Below are 13,922 nucleotides of genomic sequence, written 5' to 3' on the forward strand. Positions count from 1 at the left end.
GGATTACGCCGAGAGTGCCAGAGCGATTTCTGGAAAGAGTGATTGCAAAGCGCTTGCGCCGATTCGCTGGGTGACCCAGTCATCGGAGTAGATGGTTTCGAGGTAGCGCTCACCCATGTCGGGGGAGATCGCCACGACGACATCGTCAGGACGGATGTGCGGCGCCCATTGCTGGATGCCCGCCAGGACAGTGCCGGTGGAGCCACCAAAAAGCAGGCCGTAGCGTTGCGCCAGCCAGCGGCAGACCTTGATCGTCTGTTCCTCGGCGATCGATACGAAGTCGTGAATCCCCGACGGCTCGAAGATCTCTGGCAGACGGCTGGTACCCAGCCCCGGGATATGCCGCGTACCGCCCGGCAGACCGAAGGTCACCGAGCCGACCGTATCGACGGCAATCACTTTGGTGTGCGGATGGTGTTCGGCGAAGTAGTTCTTGCAGCCCATCAAAGTACCGGTGGTACCGGCGCCGACGAACAAGTAGTCCACGTGTGGAAACTTATGGGCGATGGACTTCGCGGTCGCTTGATAGTGAGCGAGGGGGTTGGTCGGGTTTTTGTATTGATTGAGCCAGATGTAGTCGGCGTTCCCTGCGACCAGTTGCTCGATCAAACGGATACGCGAATTCAGGTAGCCGCCGTTTTCGTCACGCTGATCGACCATGATCATTTCGGCGCCCAGTGCCTGCATGAGTTTTCTGTTCGGCGCAGAAATGTTCGGGTCGATCACACAGACAAACTTGTAGCCCTTGGCGGCGCAGACCATGGCCAGCGCGACCCCCAGATTCCCCGAGGAAGACTCGACCAGGCGAGTCTTATGGTGAATCCGGCCCTGGTTTTCCAGATCCGTGATCAGGGCATGTGCGGTTTTGAGCTTGATCGATCCGGCAGGATTCAGTCCTTCGATTTTCAGCTGAATCGTTGCGCTGCACAGATCGCCAATCTGCACATAACTGTCTTCATTGATAAGTTGCTTGATCATACGTCGTCCGTTTCGCTCTTTTGCCGGGCGCACAGGGGCGCCAGCATTCATCCTGGAATGTTTGAAAAGCAGTAAATGCAGTTCGCCTGTTGGGTTTGTTTTTAGATTTTTTAGCTGGACAGGAAGTGACCTTGCGGTGGACGCCGATCTATTCAAAAAATCAGGTTTTGCGCTCTGAGGGCTTCAGAGGCCCAGAGTGTTGCGGGGCGCAAAGTAGAGCCAGTCGTTGGCTCGCCAAGGCTTGGAGGAATACTGGCGAATTTTCCTACATGGGGAGAGATACAGATTTTGGGTATTTTTCAGTACAGGCGGGTTTGAGGTGTATCGAGAGGAGGGCGTTGCGGGGCGGACAGATAGGCGTGATCAAATCGCAGGCATAAAAAAACCCTGAATCTTGCGATTCAGGGTTTTCGGTATTTGGTGCCCAGAGACGGAATCGAACCGCCGACACGGGGATTTTCAATCCCCTGCTCTACCGACTGAGCTATCTGGGCAACGGGGCGCATTAAAAGGGTTTTTCGGATTTACGTCAACGACTTTTTTAAAATTTCTTAAATTAATTCCGTCGCTTACGATCCGGCCCCCGATTTTGCAGGGTTTACTCAGCAGGCGGAACGTAGCCTTCGGCCTTGGCGTATTCCTCACCGGAGAAGTACTTGTCCATTTCGCCCTGAAGATATTTGCGGTCTTCGGCGTTCATCATGTTCAGACGCTTTTCGTTGATCAGCAGGGTTTGGTGTTTCTGCCAGTCAGCCCAGGCCTTGGCCGAGACGTGGTCAAAAATATCCTGACCTTTGGCGCCCGGGAAAGGGGCGCGGTCCAGCGCGGGCAATTCTTCTTTGTACTTGCGGCACATTACGGTGCGGGTCATGGCGACTCTCCTGCATTCAAGACGGCGGCCGCGCGTTCGAGCAAGGTTTTGACCGGGGCGGCGAGGCCCAGGCGCGGCGGGGTGGCGAGGTTATACCAGAGCCAGTCGGCCTCGGCCACGTGATGGGCGGCCTCCTGCACCTGAACCAGCCAGGGTTCGATGGACAGCTGGAAATGGCTGAACGTGTGAACGAGGTTCGGCAGCGCCTGCTGCTCGCCCATGGTAAGCGAGTGCTGATCGGCGAGATGTTGCAGGTCATCGAGGTCGTCGAGTTCCGGCAGGCTCCACAGACCGCCCCACAAACCGCTCGAGGGGCGACGGTAGAGCAGAATCGCGCCGTCGCCGTTGGCCAGCATCGGCATCAGCGTGCGCTTCTGCGGAATGGCTTTGCGCGGCTTGGGAATCGGGTAGCGGGTTTCCAGGCCGAGCATGTGCGCTTCGCAGCCACGTTCCAGCGGACACAGCAGGCAGCTCGGTTTGCTACGCGTGCACAGTGTGGCGCCGAGATCCATCATCGCCTGGGTGTAGGCGTTGACCCGATCCTGCGGCGTAAAGCGTTCAGCGGTGGCCCACAGTTGTTTGGCGACCTTCGGTTCGCCGGGGTAGCCCTCTTGCGCGGTAAAGCGTGCCAGCACGCGTTTGACGTTGCCGTCGAGGATCGGCGCGCGCAGGCCCATGCTGATACTGGCGATGGCGCCGGCAGTGGACAGACCAATGCCCGGCAGATCCGTAAGCTTTTCAACGTCACGCGGAAACTCGCCAGCGTACTGGCTGACGACGATCTTCGCAGTCTTCTGCAAATTGCGCGCGCGGGTGTAGTAACCCAGCCCGGTCCACAGGTGCAGCACTTCGTCTTCGGGGGCTTCTGCCAGCGCTTCGACCGTCGGCAGCGCGGCCATGAAACGGTCGAAGTAATTGAGCACGGTGCTGACCTGGGTCTGCTGCAACATGATCTCCGACACCCACACCCGATACGGGTTGATGTTCTGCTGCCAAGGCAGATCGTGGCGGCCGTGGCGGTCGAACCAATCCAGCACCGCCGTGGAAAATTGCTCCGCTCTCATCGCTTGAACAGCCCCTTCAATGCGTTTTTCAGTTCCGGGCTGACCTTGTCACCGAGTTTTTCGTCGATTTTTTCGCTGAGCTTGTCGCCGGCCAGTTTAGTTGCGACCTGACCGAGGCGATCGTTGTCGACACGGCAGGCCTTGGCGCCCAATTCCAGCGGGCCACGGCAGCGCAGTGGCCATTCGATGCCGACGAATTTTTCGCCGACCTGACACGCCGGATCCGGCATGGCGCTGGTGTCGCCTTCGACGATGATGCCGACGCGATAGTCCATGCCGAGCACGCGCAAGTCGATGTCGCCGTCACCGTTGACGGTCATGCCGGGGATGCGCACTTTCAGGTCCGGGTTGCTGGCAATGCCATTGCGGAAAGTCAGGTTGCCCTTGAGTTCCTGGAATGGCGTGTCTTTACCGCGTGGTTCGCCGCTGAGGGTTTTGCGGTTAAGCGTGGCGATGCCTTTGCACAGTTGCTGTTCAAGATTGGCGTTGAGCAGCACGCCGTTGTTGATCACGAAACTGGCGTTGCCGTTAAGCGTATCGATCAGCGCCTGCTGGCTGTTGCCGCTGCCAGTGACATTGCTGGTGAGGGTTACCAGGCCTTTGACGGGCGGGTTCTTGCCTTGGCTTTCGAGGATTTTTTCTACAGGCACGCGATTGAGCTTGGTCTGCAGGTTCAGCACAGGCGCGCTCGGGCGTACATCGAGGGTGCCATTGGCGGCGAAACCGCCGTTGTACAGTTCGCCGCTCAGGTTGGTCAGGGTCAGCAAGCCGCCTTGGCCGGTGGCTTTCAGTGCGGCGTTCTGGATCGGCAGTTTGTCGAGGGTCAGTTGGCCGAAGGTCAGATCGGCATCGACGTCGAGTTTGGCCAGGCGCTCAACCGGTAACAGGCGCTCGGTGCTCCAGGCGGTTTTGCTTGGTTTGTCCGGCAGTGGGGTAGAGCCGGCACCGGCCATGGCATCGGCTTCGGTGCTGGCGACTTCGGCCTGACGCACTTGCGTGGCGCTGTTGGCTTGTGCCGATTTCGGCGGCAGGTAGCGGTCAGCGTTGAACGTATCGGCCTTGAGAATTGCCCGCAGCGATTGTTTGGCGAAGTCTTCGACGGCGATGCGGCCGCTGAAGCTGCTGTCGTCGAGTTTCAGGTTGATGTTGTCGAAGGCGATGCTGGTTGGCGTGGCGGCAACGCGGCTGACCAATTCGACTTTGCTCAGACTGCCCTCGGCCATGGCCGGCAGTTTCTGACCGATGCTGTCGACGAATTTCGCCAGATCGAACTGGGCGATGGAGAGCCCGCCAGTGATTTGCGGGGTCTTGTCGAGGTCATTGGCTTTCAGCTCACCCAAGGCGCGCAACTGGTTGGCAGAGATTTTGATACCGGTCCATTCGGCGACGTTCGCCGCTTTATCCAGCGATAACTGGCCCTGAGCTGCGAAGGTCATGGTCTTGCCTTGCAACGGATCGCCGGCCAGTTCGCCGGACAGCTTCATGTCTTCGAATTTGTAGCGCTGCAGTGCGCGCTCGATGCGCAGTTCGCCAGTGAGCTCGGTACGCACGCGCAGGACCGGCTGGTTGGTGCCGAGGAATGCCGTGGCTTTCACCGGAATATTCGTCGAATCGTGTACCGGGCCGGTGCTCAACTGGATGCTCTCGGCGCTGAATTGCTTGCCGGTCAGCTCGTCGTTGTATTCAACGCGGGCGTTGTTGACGGTCAGGCTGTCGATGTCGAGGCGGATCGGCTGTGGCGGTTTTTCCGGTTGGGCAGGGGCTTGTGCAGTGGCTGCGCTAGCAGGTGCCGGGCTGCCGGCAGGTGCGGCGGCTGTCGGTACCTTGCCAATGTCTTCCCAGTTGCCGTGGCCGTTTTTGTCGCGTTTCAGGCGCAGGTTCAGCCCTTCAACGCGGACATCGCTCATTTGCACTTCGCGGCGCAACAGCGGCAGCACCCGCACGGACAGGCCGAGCATCTGCAAATCGGCATACGGTTCAGTCGGATTGATCAGGGTGGCAACGCTGGCCTCGTGCAGTTCCAGGCCGAGCCACGGGAACAGGCTCCAGCCGATGTCGCCATTGAGCGTCAGCTCGATGTGGGCCTTGTCGCGGGCTATCTGGCGAATCTCGTCTTTGTAATCGTTGGGATCGAAGAGGTGGGTCAGGGCAAAACCTGCCGCCACAATGATCAGCAACAATCCGAGAAGTACCAGACCCAGGATTTTGCCGAACGCTTTCATGGGCGAGTCCTTGTAGTTAGTCGAATTCGTAATTTAGCCGGGGAGTATAGCGCTGCAATTGCCCGGTTCGGTGTGGCGTCATGTTGCCATTACCTCCAGCGGGAGGTGTAACTTCGCTGCGATTGCCAAGGCTTCAGGATGCCCGGCAGGCGCCAGCAGACGCAGTTCAGCCCCCGCTTGCGACGCCATTTTCTGCGCTTGGTTCACCAGCCGTTCAGCAACCCCACGGCGACGGGTAACTTTTCGTACGCATAAATGGGACAAGTACCAAACGTCGTGGTGCCTCTGTAGACGAGCGGCACCGAGCAGGCGGTCGTTGAAACGCCCGGCAATAAAACTTCCCTCGGCGAGCGTGCGGTCGATCAGATTGTTTTCACCGGAAAACGGCGCAAACAGCCAGTCCGGCGCGTCGCGATAAATCTTCCGCAAATCCTCCTGATCCTGATAATTGGCGGCGTTCAGCGCTTGTACGACGATTGGCATGGCGTTTTCCTGAGTGATACGAGATCAGACGACAGAAAAAAGGTGATATCAGTTTGGTTTTTCTGTCACGTGCAAATGGTAACCTTCGCCCGTTCGTCCGTCCTTCTGCGACTTAACGTCGCGCCTTCAAGGAGCTTCACCCAAAAAAACGGTCATGCCTGCGTGCATAAAGGCCGGGGGTGAACAGTGGCTGGCGAACCATACTAATAATTGGGGGATACACAATGAGCACGAGCATCACGGCGGACGGCCTCAAAGCCGATCAGCCCGCGTTCCTGTCCAAGGAACGCATCATCGCCAAGCCCGGTTTCAACCGTTGGCTAGTCCCACCGGCCGCTCTGGCCATCCACCTGTGCATCGGCATGGCCTATGGCTTCTCGGTGTTCTGGTTGCCGCTGTCCAAGGCGCTGGGCGTCACCGCTCCGGTGGCTTGCGCACCGGACATGAGCTTCATCGCACAAGTGTTCTCGTCGCAATGCGACTGGCCGATCTCGATGCTCGGCTGGATCTACACGCTGTTCTTCATCTTCCTCGGCTGCTCGGCAGCGATCTGGGGTGGCTGGCTGGAACACGCGGGGCCACGCAAGGCCGGTGTCGTATCTGCACTGTGCTGGTGCGGCGGTCTGCTGATCTCCGCGTTGGGTATTTATACCCACCAGATCTGGCTGATGTGGCTCGGCTCTGGCGTGATCGGCGGTATTGGTCTGGGCCTGGGCTATATCTCGCCGGTCTCGACCCTGATCAAGTGGTTCCCGGATAAGCGCGGCATGGCTACCGGCATGGCAATCATGGGTTTCGGTGGCGGCGCGATGGTTGGTGCACCGCTGGCAACCGCGCTGATGAGCCACTTCGCTTCGCCAACCGGTGTCGGCGTCTGGCAGAGCTTCGTCGCCATGGCCGCGATCTACTTCGTGTTCATGATCGGTGGTGCTCTGGCTTACCGCGTTCCGCCAACCGGCTGGAAACCTGAAGGCTGGACCGCTCCGGCGAAGAAAGCCTCGAACTCGATGATCACCCACCGTCACGTGCACGTGAATGTGGCGTGGAAAACCCCGCAATTCCGTCTGGTCTGGCTGGTGCTGTGCCTGAACGTGTCTGCCGGCATCGGCATCCTCGGCATGGCTTCGCCACTGCTGCAGGAAGTGTTCGGCGGCAAACTGCTGGGTGTCGATGTGCCGTTTGGTCAGCTCGACGCCGGACAACTGGCTTCGATCGCTGCGATTGCTGCCGGTTTCACCGGTCTGCTCAGCCTGTTCAATATCGGTGGCCGCTTCTTCTGGGCTTCGTTCTCGGACTACCTGGGCCGCAAAAACACCTACTTCGTGTTCTTCGCCCTGGGTTTTGCCCTGTACGCGCTGATCCCGAACATGGGCCATTTGGGCAACGTTGCGCTGTTCGTGGCGGCGTTCTGCATCATTCTGTCGATGTACGGCGGCGGTTTTGCCACGGTGCCGGCGTATCTGGCCGACCTGTTCGGTACGCAGATGGTCGGTGCGATCCACGGTCGTCTGCTGACCGCTTGGGCTGCGGCCGGCGTGCTCGGTCCGGTGCTGGTGAACTACCTGCGTGAGTATCAGTTGAGCATCGGCGTTGAACGCGCTGCCGCTTACGACATCACCCTGTACATCCTCGCAGGCCTGCTGGTGCTGGGCTTCCTGTGCAACCTGCTGGTGCGTCCGGTGGCTGACAAATACTTCATGACCGACGCTGAGCTGGCTGCCGAACAGGCGCTGGGTCACGACAAAGGTGCTGATGCCAGCACGGTCCTGGAGTGGAAAGCCGCCCCGGGCAGCAAGCCGCTGGCGATCGCTGCGTGGCTGGTGGTGGGTATTCCGTTGGCGTGGGGTGTGTGGGTGACCCTGCAGAAAACGGCGGTACTGTTTCACTAAGGTGTTAGCTGAATAAACACCGAACCTGTGGGAGCGAGCCTGCTCGCGAAGACGGAATATCAGTCAACTTAATTGTTGGCTGATCCACCGCATTCGCGAGCAAGCTCGCTCCCACATTTGTTTTTGCGCTGCCTGTAATGGCTTGTATGGACATGTCTACCCGCGACAGCCGGGCGTTCTATCCGTCAGCCATCTCACCTCTCGTGTTTCTGTTTGCGCCTCGCGTGCCTATAATGGCTGCCTTTTTCGCCCAATGATTTTGCGGAGCTGGTGATGGCCGAACGTAAGGCGTCTGTCGAGCGCGACACTCTGGAAACCCAGATCAAAGCCTCGATCAACCTTGATGGCACCGGAAAGGCCCGATTCGATATCGGTGTTCCTTTTCTTGAGCACATGCTGGATCAGATCGCCCGTCACGGGTTGATCGACCTGGATATTGAATGCAAGGGCGATCTGCATATCGACGACCACCATACGGTGGAAGATGTCGGTATCACCCTCGGCCAGGCGTTTGCCAAAGCCATCGGCGATAAAAAAGGCATCCGTCGCTACGGTCATGCTTACGTGCCGCTCGATGAAGCGCTGTCGCGCGTCGTCATCGACTTCTCCGGTCGTCCAGGCCTGCAGATGCACGTGCCGTACACCCGCGCCACCGTCGGCGGCTTCGACGTTGACCTGTTCCAGGAGTTCTTCCAGGGCTTCGTCAACCATGCGCTGGTCAGTCTGCACATCGACAACCTGCGTGGCACCAACACCCACCACCAGATCGAAACCGTGTTCAAGGCTTTCGGCCGCGCGCTGCGCATGGCTGTCGAGCTGGATGAGCGCATGGCCGGGCAAATGCCATCGACCAAAGGCGTTCTGTAATGCAGACGGTTGCAGTTATCGATTACGGCATGGGCAACCTGCACTCGGTGGCCAAGGCCCTCGAGCACGTCGGCGCCGGTAAAGTGCTGATCACCAGCGATGCCGCCGTGATTCGCGAAGCTGACCGCGTGGTGTTCCCCGGTGTTGGCGCAATTCGCGATTGCATGGCGGAGATCCGTCGCCTCGGCTTCGATTCACTGGTGCGTGAAGTCAGTCAGGATCGTCCGTTCCTCGGTATCTGTGTCGGCATGCAAGCGTTGCTCGACACCAGTGAAGAGAACGACGGCGTCGACTGCATCGGCCTGTTCCCGGGCGCGGTGAAGTTCTTCGGCAAAGACCTGCATGAAGACGGCGAACACCTGAAAGTCCCGCACATGGGCTGGAACGAGGTGAAGCAGAAGGTCAGCCACCCGTTGTGGCACGACATTCCGGACATGGCGCGTTTTTACTTCGTGCATAGCTACTACATCGCCGCCGCCAACGCGCGGCAGGTGGTCGGTGGCGGTCATTACGGTGTCGATTTCGCTGCGGCGCTGGCCGATGGCTCGCGTTTCGCCGTGCAGTTCCACCCGGAGAAAAGCCATACCCATGGCCTGCAATTGCTGCAGAACTTCGCTGCGTGGGACGGTCGCTGGTAAATGGCTGCCAAGAAGTCCAAGCCGCCGATTCTGACCCTCACTCCCGAACAGGAGAACGAGGCCAATCGCAAGATTCAGCGGTTCATGGAAGACCGTTTCGAACTGGATCTCGGTTCGTTCGAAGCGGCGGAAATTCTTGAGCTGTTTACCCGCGAAATTGCTCCGCACTATTACAACAGGGCGATTTTCGATGTGCAGACCCACCTCAAAGAGCGGTTTGAAAGCATCGAAAGCGACCTGTGGGCGCTCGAGAAAAACTGATTTCCGAGCCAAGCTGAACATTCAAATTTGAAGGTTTGCCAGATGCTGATTATTCCCGCTATCGATCTTAAAGACGGTGCCTGCGTACGTTTGCGTCAGGGCCGCATGGAAGATTCCACGGTGTTCTCCGATGACCCGGTGAGCATGGCTGCCAAGTGGGTGGAGGGCGGTTGCCGCCGTCTGCATCTGGTCGATCTGAACGGCGCGTTCGAAGGCCAGCCAGTCAACGGCGAAGTGGTTACCGCGATCGCCAAGCGCTATCCGACCCTGCCGATCCAGATCGGCGGCGGTATCCGTTCGCTGGAAACCATCGAACACTACGTCAAGGCTGGCGTGAGCTACGTGATCATCGGCACCAAAGCCGTGAAAGATCCGGCGTTCGTCGCTGAAGCCTGCCGCGCGTTCCCGGGCAAGATCATCGTCGGTCTGGATGCCAAAGACGGTTTTGTCGCCACCGATGGCTGGGCTGAAATCAGCACCGTGCAGGTCATCGATCTGGCCAAGCAGTTTGAAGCCGACGGCGTCTCCTCGATCGTTTATACCGACATCGCCAAAGACGGCATGATGCAGGGTTGCAACGTGCCGTTCACCGCTGCGCTGGCCGCTGCGACCAAGATCCCGGTGATCGCTTCCGGCGGCATCCACAATCTGGGTGACATCAAGTCGCTGCTCGACGCCAAAGCGCCAGGCATCATCGGTGCCATCACCGGCCGGGCGATTTACGAAGGCACCCTCGACGTCGCCGAAGCGCAAGCTTTCTGCGATTCGTACCAAGGCTGAGGACTGACCATGGCGCTGGCCAAACGCATCATCCCTTGCCTGGACGTGGACAACGGCCGGGTCGTCAAAGGTGTGAAGTTCGAAAACATTCGTGACGCCGGTGACCCGGTGGAAATCGCCCGTCGTTATGACGAGCAGGGTGCCGACGAGATTACCTTTCTCGACATCACCGCCAGCGTCGATGGTCGCGACACCACGCTGCATACTGTCGAGCGCATGGCCAGCCAGGTGTTTATCCCGCTGACCGTCGGCGGCGGCGTGCGCACCGTGCAGGACATCCGCAACCTGCTCAATGCCGGTGCGGACAAGGTGTCGATCAACACCGCTGCCGTGTTCAACCCGGAGTTCGTCGGTGAAGCGGCGCAGCATTTCGGCTCGCAGTGCATCGTTGTCGCCATCGACGCGAAGAAAGTCTCCGGCCCGGGCGAAACCCCGCGCTGGGAAATCTTCACCCACGGCGGGCGCAAGCCAACCGGCCTCGACGCGGTCGAGTGGGCGAAGAAAATGGAAGGCCTCGGTGCTGGTGAAATCCTGCTGACCAGCATGGATCAGGACGGCATGAAAAACGGTTTCGATCTCGGCGTGACCCGCGCGATCAGCGATGCGCTGGGCATCCCGGTGATCGCTTCCGGCGGCGTCGGCAATCTGCAGCACTTGGCTGACGGCATTCTCGAGGGCCATGCCAGTGCGGTGCTGGCGGCGAGTATTTTCCACTTCGGCGAATACACCGTGCAGGAAGCCAAGGCCTATATGGCGCATCGCGGGATCGTGATGCGTTAAGCGTCACGATCGATACAGGCCAGTGGACAGCATGGCGCACCCAAGGCACTCTTGGGCACGCCATGGATTCCGGTAGCCCGACATGATCAAACGCCTGCTTCTTGTTCTCGCCAGTGCATCGATGTTGCTCATCAACACCGCCCGCGCCGAAAACAGTCCCGACACCGATCTGGTGCTCCTCACCGAAAATTTCCCGCCGTATAACATGGCGAAAAACGGCAAGAACTTCGCCCAAGGCGAGAACATCAATGGCATCGCCACCGACATCGTGCGCGAAGTGTTCCAGCGTGCCGGCATCACTTACAGCCTGACCCTGCGCTTTCCTTGGGAGCGCGTCTACAAACTGGCTCTGGAAAATCCCGGTTATGGCGCCTTCGTGATGGCGCGTCTGCCGGACCGCGAAAAGCTCTTCAAATGGGTCGGCCCGATCGGTCCGGATGACTGGATCATGCTGGCCAAGGCTGACAGCAAGATCACCCTCGAAACCCTCAATGATGCGCGCAAGTACAAGATCGGTGCCTACAAGGGCGATGCGATTGCCGAGACACTGACCAAACAAGGTCTGAAGCCGATAGTAGTGCTGCGCGATCAGGACAACGCGAAGAAACTGGTCAATGGTCAGATCGACCTGTGGGCCACCGGTGATCCTGCCGGGCGTTATCTGGCGCGGCAGGACGGTGTCACCGGTCTCAAGACCGTGCTGCGCTTCAACAGTGCAGAACTGTATCTGGCGCTGAATAAGGACGTCTCCGACGAAGTAGTCGCCAAGCTTCAGGCTGCGCTGGATCAGTTGCGCAAAGAAGGCGTGGTGGACGAAATCATGGGGCGGTATCTATAACGACATCCAGGCCCGATGATGGCTGCTCTTTAGCGTTGGCGCCATCGGTGCCAGATATTGCCGGGGTGTCTGTCGTCAGCGGCGGACACGCGCTGGCGAGCTCAACGGACTCCGGCGGATATTGCGTCAGCAGAACGCTTGAATCATCGGTATAACCAAAGTCGACCGCCACTTGAGTACCGTCTTCCCGTACCAACTCGTAATGGCTTTGCATCTGATAAACCGCGACGGCTGTTTGCTTCGGCGCCATGGCGACAACCACTTGAGATCGTAGCTCGTTCCAACCGTTGGAAGACGTTTCGGTGCGGGTCAAACTTTTTGGCAGGCAGGCCGAGAATTTTGTCATGCGGATATCGCTGAGAGGCACGGTCGGCCAGGCTTTGACGATTTCCATGGCGGTAAAACTATGGAACATGCGCATTGTCACCGCGTTCTGCAGACGTGGTGCTGTCCATTTAACGGCCCGATGCTTGTCCGATTCATTGCGCTCGTGACCAATGAGCACATATTCGTCAGTTCTCTTCAGTTCGTAGTAAGGCGAATTGCGAAATTGTTCGCCGGGATGAGCATGATCTCGCACTGCGAACCAAGGCAGGCGGGCAATCTGGGTGACGGTGGCGGGTTCGTTCACTACGGGCTTCGTGTATCCGGTGAGGGTCGGAATTTGCGGCGATGCGCTGACTTGCAGCGGAATTTGCATGCGCAAGCCATACGCCGTCGAAGGTGCTGCAGGCTTGCTGTAGCCCTGGATGCCCACGAAGGTGCCGGGCGCAAAATGGATGTCGCCTGCGGCGGCAGTCGACGGTTCGATGCCAAAGGCGCTGAAACTGAGCTTGGCACCGCTGCCCTTGTCATTCCAGATCAGATCACCGACGTTCGCTGCTATGACCAGGTCGAGCCTGACGCAGCGCACCGAGTTCAACGAAGGTTTGCAGTGATCGTTGGAGCATACGAGCCCCAGAGCGACGTAACCGACGGGTGCCAGAGGTCGCCAGATCGACATGCGAGTAACACCGGGCGCTCCGGTTTCTTTCCAGACCAGTTCAAAATCGGCAGGGCGGGCCAGTGCCTTTCCTTTAGTGCTTAAGGACCCTGCCATATCTTTCTCGCAGACCACGGCTGCGACCATTTCGCCATTGATATTGGCGTCGCCGGGAAAGAGCACGTCGCCCAGCGGAAAGTAGCCCGGCAATGCATCCGGAGCAGGAGTGGGGCGCCAGAATGTGGCAGGTTTGGCTTTTGAGCCGTTAGTGCTCCAGACCCGGTGAAACTCCGTGGTGAAGTTGATCAGCAGATTGTCCTGCATGATCGGTTCCATTGGCATGGGATGCGCTGCGGTGTTGTCTTCAATAGTCATGATGATTCCTGATAGTTGAAAGCGACGCGAGGGCGTCGCGACCTGTTGGAGGTCGCACTATCGGGAATGGGGACGGTTTCCGGGTGGTAACTATGTATGTGCTAGCGTCACAGGGTATTACCGGTAAACCCCGTCTTTACCATGACTGGCCATGGCGCGATTGCTGCGCAGGCTGATCATCTGTTTGATATCGATCCAGTCGATTCCCTGGCCCTTCAACTTCGGCAGTTCGCGCTCGAGCACCGCCAGTGTCTGCGGATAGGGATGGCCGATCATCACCGCCGAACCCTGCTTGCGCGCCAGGCTGATCGCGGTCTGCAACTGCGTGTAGATCGCTGCCTCAGTGCGCTCGTCATCAAGAAACACGTCCCGCGAGACACTGGCCAGATCGATCTTCTGCGCCTGCTGCGCTGCCACGGTTTGTGCGCTGGTACGGCTGTCGACGAAGAACTTGTGCCGGCGCTGCAGTTCGCCCATCAACCAGGCCATCGCCACCGGTTGCGCAGTCATGCGGCTGCCCATGTGGTTATTGATGCCGGCAGTGTAGGGGACCATTTTGAACGCGGCGTTGAGGCGTTTTTCCAGTTCTTCGATGGGCAGTTCGGGGTGCCAGGCATAGGGACCGGTGGCCGGGTCCATGGGCATGTGCAGGATAACGATCTTGCCGGCGCGATGGGCTTCGCGGGCAAACTCGGTGGCGTGCGGGGTGTCCGGCATGATCGCCGTGGTCACCGGGCCGGGCAGGGCCAGCACGCGGCGATCCCGGGGCAGGTTCTGCCCCAGGTCGTCGATGATCAATGTCAGGTAGGCTTTGTGTGGCTTTGGGCTGGCGGGCTCTGCGTGAGCAGCACCCGCCAGACAGCACAACAGAACGAGGATGAAACGCAGCGACAT

At 59.1% G+C, this 13,922-nt stretch carries 14 protein-coding genes and 1 tRNA gene; 7 read left to right on the forward strand and 8 right to left on the reverse strand.

Annotation, left to right across the window (positions count from 1 at the left end; genetic code table 11):
• Positions 1-3: 3 nt before the first annotated feature.
• From sbnA to AB4O01_RS22020, 6 genes are all read right to left on the reverse strand, one after another.
• The gene (gene sbnA, locus AB4O01_RS21995) at positions 4-978 is read right to left on the reverse strand and encodes a 2,3-diaminopropionate biosynthesis protein SbnA (protein WP_460089538.1); all 975 of its coding nucleotides are present in this window, start codon (positions 976-978) and stop codon (positions 4-6) included.
• A 418-nt stretch (positions 979-1,396) separates the two neighbouring features.
• Positions 1,397-1,472, reverse strand: a tRNA-Phe gene (locus AB4O01_RS22000).
• Between the two features lie 104 nt (positions 1,473-1,576).
• On the reverse strand, positions 1,577-1,849 hold the full coding sequence (locus AB4O01_RS22005; RefSeq protein WP_016986336.1) for an oxidative damage protection protein: 273 nt from the start codon (positions 1,847-1,849) through the stop codon (positions 1,577-1,579).
• The gene (mutY, locus tag AB4O01_RS22010) at positions 1,846-2,913 is read right to left on the reverse strand and encodes an A/G-specific adenine glycosylase (RefSeq protein ID WP_460089540.1); all 1,068 of its coding nucleotides are present in this window, start codon (positions 2,911-2,913) and stop codon (positions 1,846-1,848) included. The genes AB4O01_RS22005 and mutY overlap by 4 nt, the downstream gene beginning before the upstream one ends.
• Entirely contained in the window at positions 2,910-5,135 is a 2,226-nt protein-coding gene (locus AB4O01_RS22015; protein WP_099757745.1) for an AsmA family protein, read from the reverse strand. Before AB4O01_RS22015 ends, mutY begins: the two co-directional genes overlap by 4 nt.
• Before the next feature lie 78 nt (positions 5,136-5,213).
• A complete protein-coding gene (locus AB4O01_RS22020) occupies positions 5,214-5,618 on the reverse strand; it encodes an acetyl-CoA sensor PanZ family protein (RefSeq protein ID WP_460089542.1) in 405 nt (134 codons plus the stop codon).
• 224 nt (positions 5,619-5,842) lie between these two features.
• On the opposite strand from AB4O01_RS22020, the gene AB4O01_RS22025 reads away from it, so the two are divergent.
• The 7 genes from AB4O01_RS22025 (at position 5,843) to AB4O01_RS22055 (ending at position 11,671) form a co-directional block, all read left to right on the forward strand.
• Positions 5,843-7,507, forward strand: a complete 1,665-nt coding sequence (locus tag AB4O01_RS22025) for an OFA family MFS transporter (protein ID WP_095047160.1) — start codon at positions 5,843-5,845, stop codon at positions 7,505-7,507.
• 273 nt (positions 7,508-7,780) lie between these two features.
• Entirely contained in the window at positions 7,781-8,374 is a 594-nt protein-coding gene (gene hisB, locus AB4O01_RS22030) for an imidazoleglycerol-phosphate dehydratase HisB (protein WP_007909204.1), read from the forward strand.
• The gene (hisH, locus tag AB4O01_RS22035; RefSeq protein ID WP_007909206.1) at positions 8,374-9,012 is read left to right on the forward strand and encodes an imidazole glycerol phosphate synthase subunit HisH; all 639 of its coding nucleotides are present in this window, start codon (positions 8,374-8,376) and stop codon (positions 9,010-9,012) included. The genes hisB and hisH overlap by 1 nt, the downstream gene beginning before the upstream one ends.
• The gene (locus tag AB4O01_RS22040; protein WP_003220751.1) at positions 9,013-9,273 is read left to right on the forward strand and encodes a DUF2164 domain-containing protein; all 261 of its coding nucleotides are present in this window, start codon (positions 9,013-9,015) and stop codon (positions 9,271-9,273) included.
• 42 nt (positions 9,274-9,315) lie between these two features.
• Complete coding sequence (hisA, locus tag AB4O01_RS22045) at positions 9,316-10,053, forward strand: 1-(5-phosphoribosyl)-5-[(5-phosphoribosylamino)methylideneamino]imidazole-4-carboxamide isomerase (protein ID WP_003220753.1); 738 nt, start codon at positions 9,316-9,318, stop codon at positions 10,051-10,053.
• A gap of 9 nt (positions 10,054-10,062) precedes the next feature.
• Entirely contained in the window at positions 10,063-10,833 is a 771-nt protein-coding gene (gene hisF, locus AB4O01_RS22050; protein ID WP_007897430.1) for an imidazole glycerol phosphate synthase subunit HisF, read from the forward strand.
• 82 nt (positions 10,834-10,915) lie between these two features.
• Entirely contained in the window at positions 10,916-11,671 is a 756-nt protein-coding gene (locus AB4O01_RS22055; protein ID WP_093430032.1) for a substrate-binding periplasmic protein, read from the forward strand.
• Here the strand turns inward: AB4O01_RS22055 and AB4O01_RS22060 are convergent.
• On the reverse strand, positions 11,652-13,028 hold the full coding sequence (locus tag AB4O01_RS22060; RefSeq protein ID WP_460089544.1) for a Vps62-related protein: 1,377 nt from the start codon (positions 13,026-13,028) through the stop codon (positions 11,652-11,654). The genes AB4O01_RS22055 and AB4O01_RS22060 overlap by 20 nt on opposite strands.
• A gap of 117 nt (positions 13,029-13,145) precedes the next feature.
• A complete protein-coding gene (locus AB4O01_RS22065) occupies positions 13,146-13,922 on the reverse strand; it encodes a divergent polysaccharide deacetylase family protein (protein ID WP_460089546.1) in 777 nt (258 codons plus the stop codon).

This window comes from Pseudomonas sp. S2_E02, from assembly GCF_054668355.1.

Bases quoted from the DNA above. Each gene is read 5' to 3' on its own strand.
- sbnA (WP_460089538.1), bottom strand. From the start codon at position 978: ATGATCAAGCAACTTATCAATGAAGACAGTTATGTGCAGATTGGCGAT.
- AB4O01_RS22005 (WP_016986336.1), bottom strand. From the start codon at position 1,849: ATGACCCGCACCGTAATGTGCCGCAAGTACAAAGAAGAATTGCCCGCG.
- mutY (WP_460089540.1), bottom strand. From the start codon at position 2,913: ATGAGAGCGGAGCAATTTTCCACGGCGGTGCTGGATTGGTTCGACCGC.
- AB4O01_RS22015 (WP_099757745.1), bottom strand. From the start codon at position 5,135: ATGAAAGCGTTCGGCAAAATCCTGGGTCTGGTACTTCTCGGATTGTTG.
- AB4O01_RS22020 (WP_460089542.1), bottom strand. From the start codon at position 5,618: ATGCCAATCGTCGTACAAGCGCTGAACGCCGCCAATTATCAGGATCAG.
- AB4O01_RS22025 (WP_095047160.1), top strand. From the start codon at position 5,843: ATGAGCACGAGCATCACGGCGGACGGCCTCAAAGCCGATCAGCCCGCG.
- hisB (WP_007909204.1), top strand. From the start codon at position 7,781: ATGGCCGAACGTAAGGCGTCTGTCGAGCGCGACACTCTGGAAACCCAG.
- hisH (WP_007909206.1), top strand. From the start codon at position 8,374: ATGCAGACGGTTGCAGTTATCGATTACGGCATGGGCAACCTGCACTCG.
- AB4O01_RS22040 (WP_003220751.1), top strand. From the start codon at position 9,013: ATGGCTGCCAAGAAGTCCAAGCCGCCGATTCTGACCCTCACTCCCGAA.
- hisA (WP_003220753.1), top strand. From the start codon at position 9,316: ATGCTGATTATTCCCGCTATCGATCTTAAAGACGGTGCCTGCGTACGT.
- hisF (WP_007897430.1), top strand. From the start codon at position 10,063: ATGGCGCTGGCCAAACGCATCATCCCTTGCCTGGACGTGGACAACGGC.
- AB4O01_RS22055 (WP_093430032.1), top strand. From the start codon at position 10,916: ATGATCAAACGCCTGCTTCTTGTTCTCGCCAGTGCATCGATGTTGCTC.
- AB4O01_RS22060 (WP_460089544.1), bottom strand. From the start codon at position 13,028: ATGACTATTGAAGACAACACCGCAGCGCATCCCATGCCAATGGAACCG.
- AB4O01_RS22065 (WP_460089546.1), bottom strand. From the start codon at position 13,922: ATGTCGCTGCGTTTCATCCTCGTTCTGTTGTGCTGTCTGGCGGGTGCT.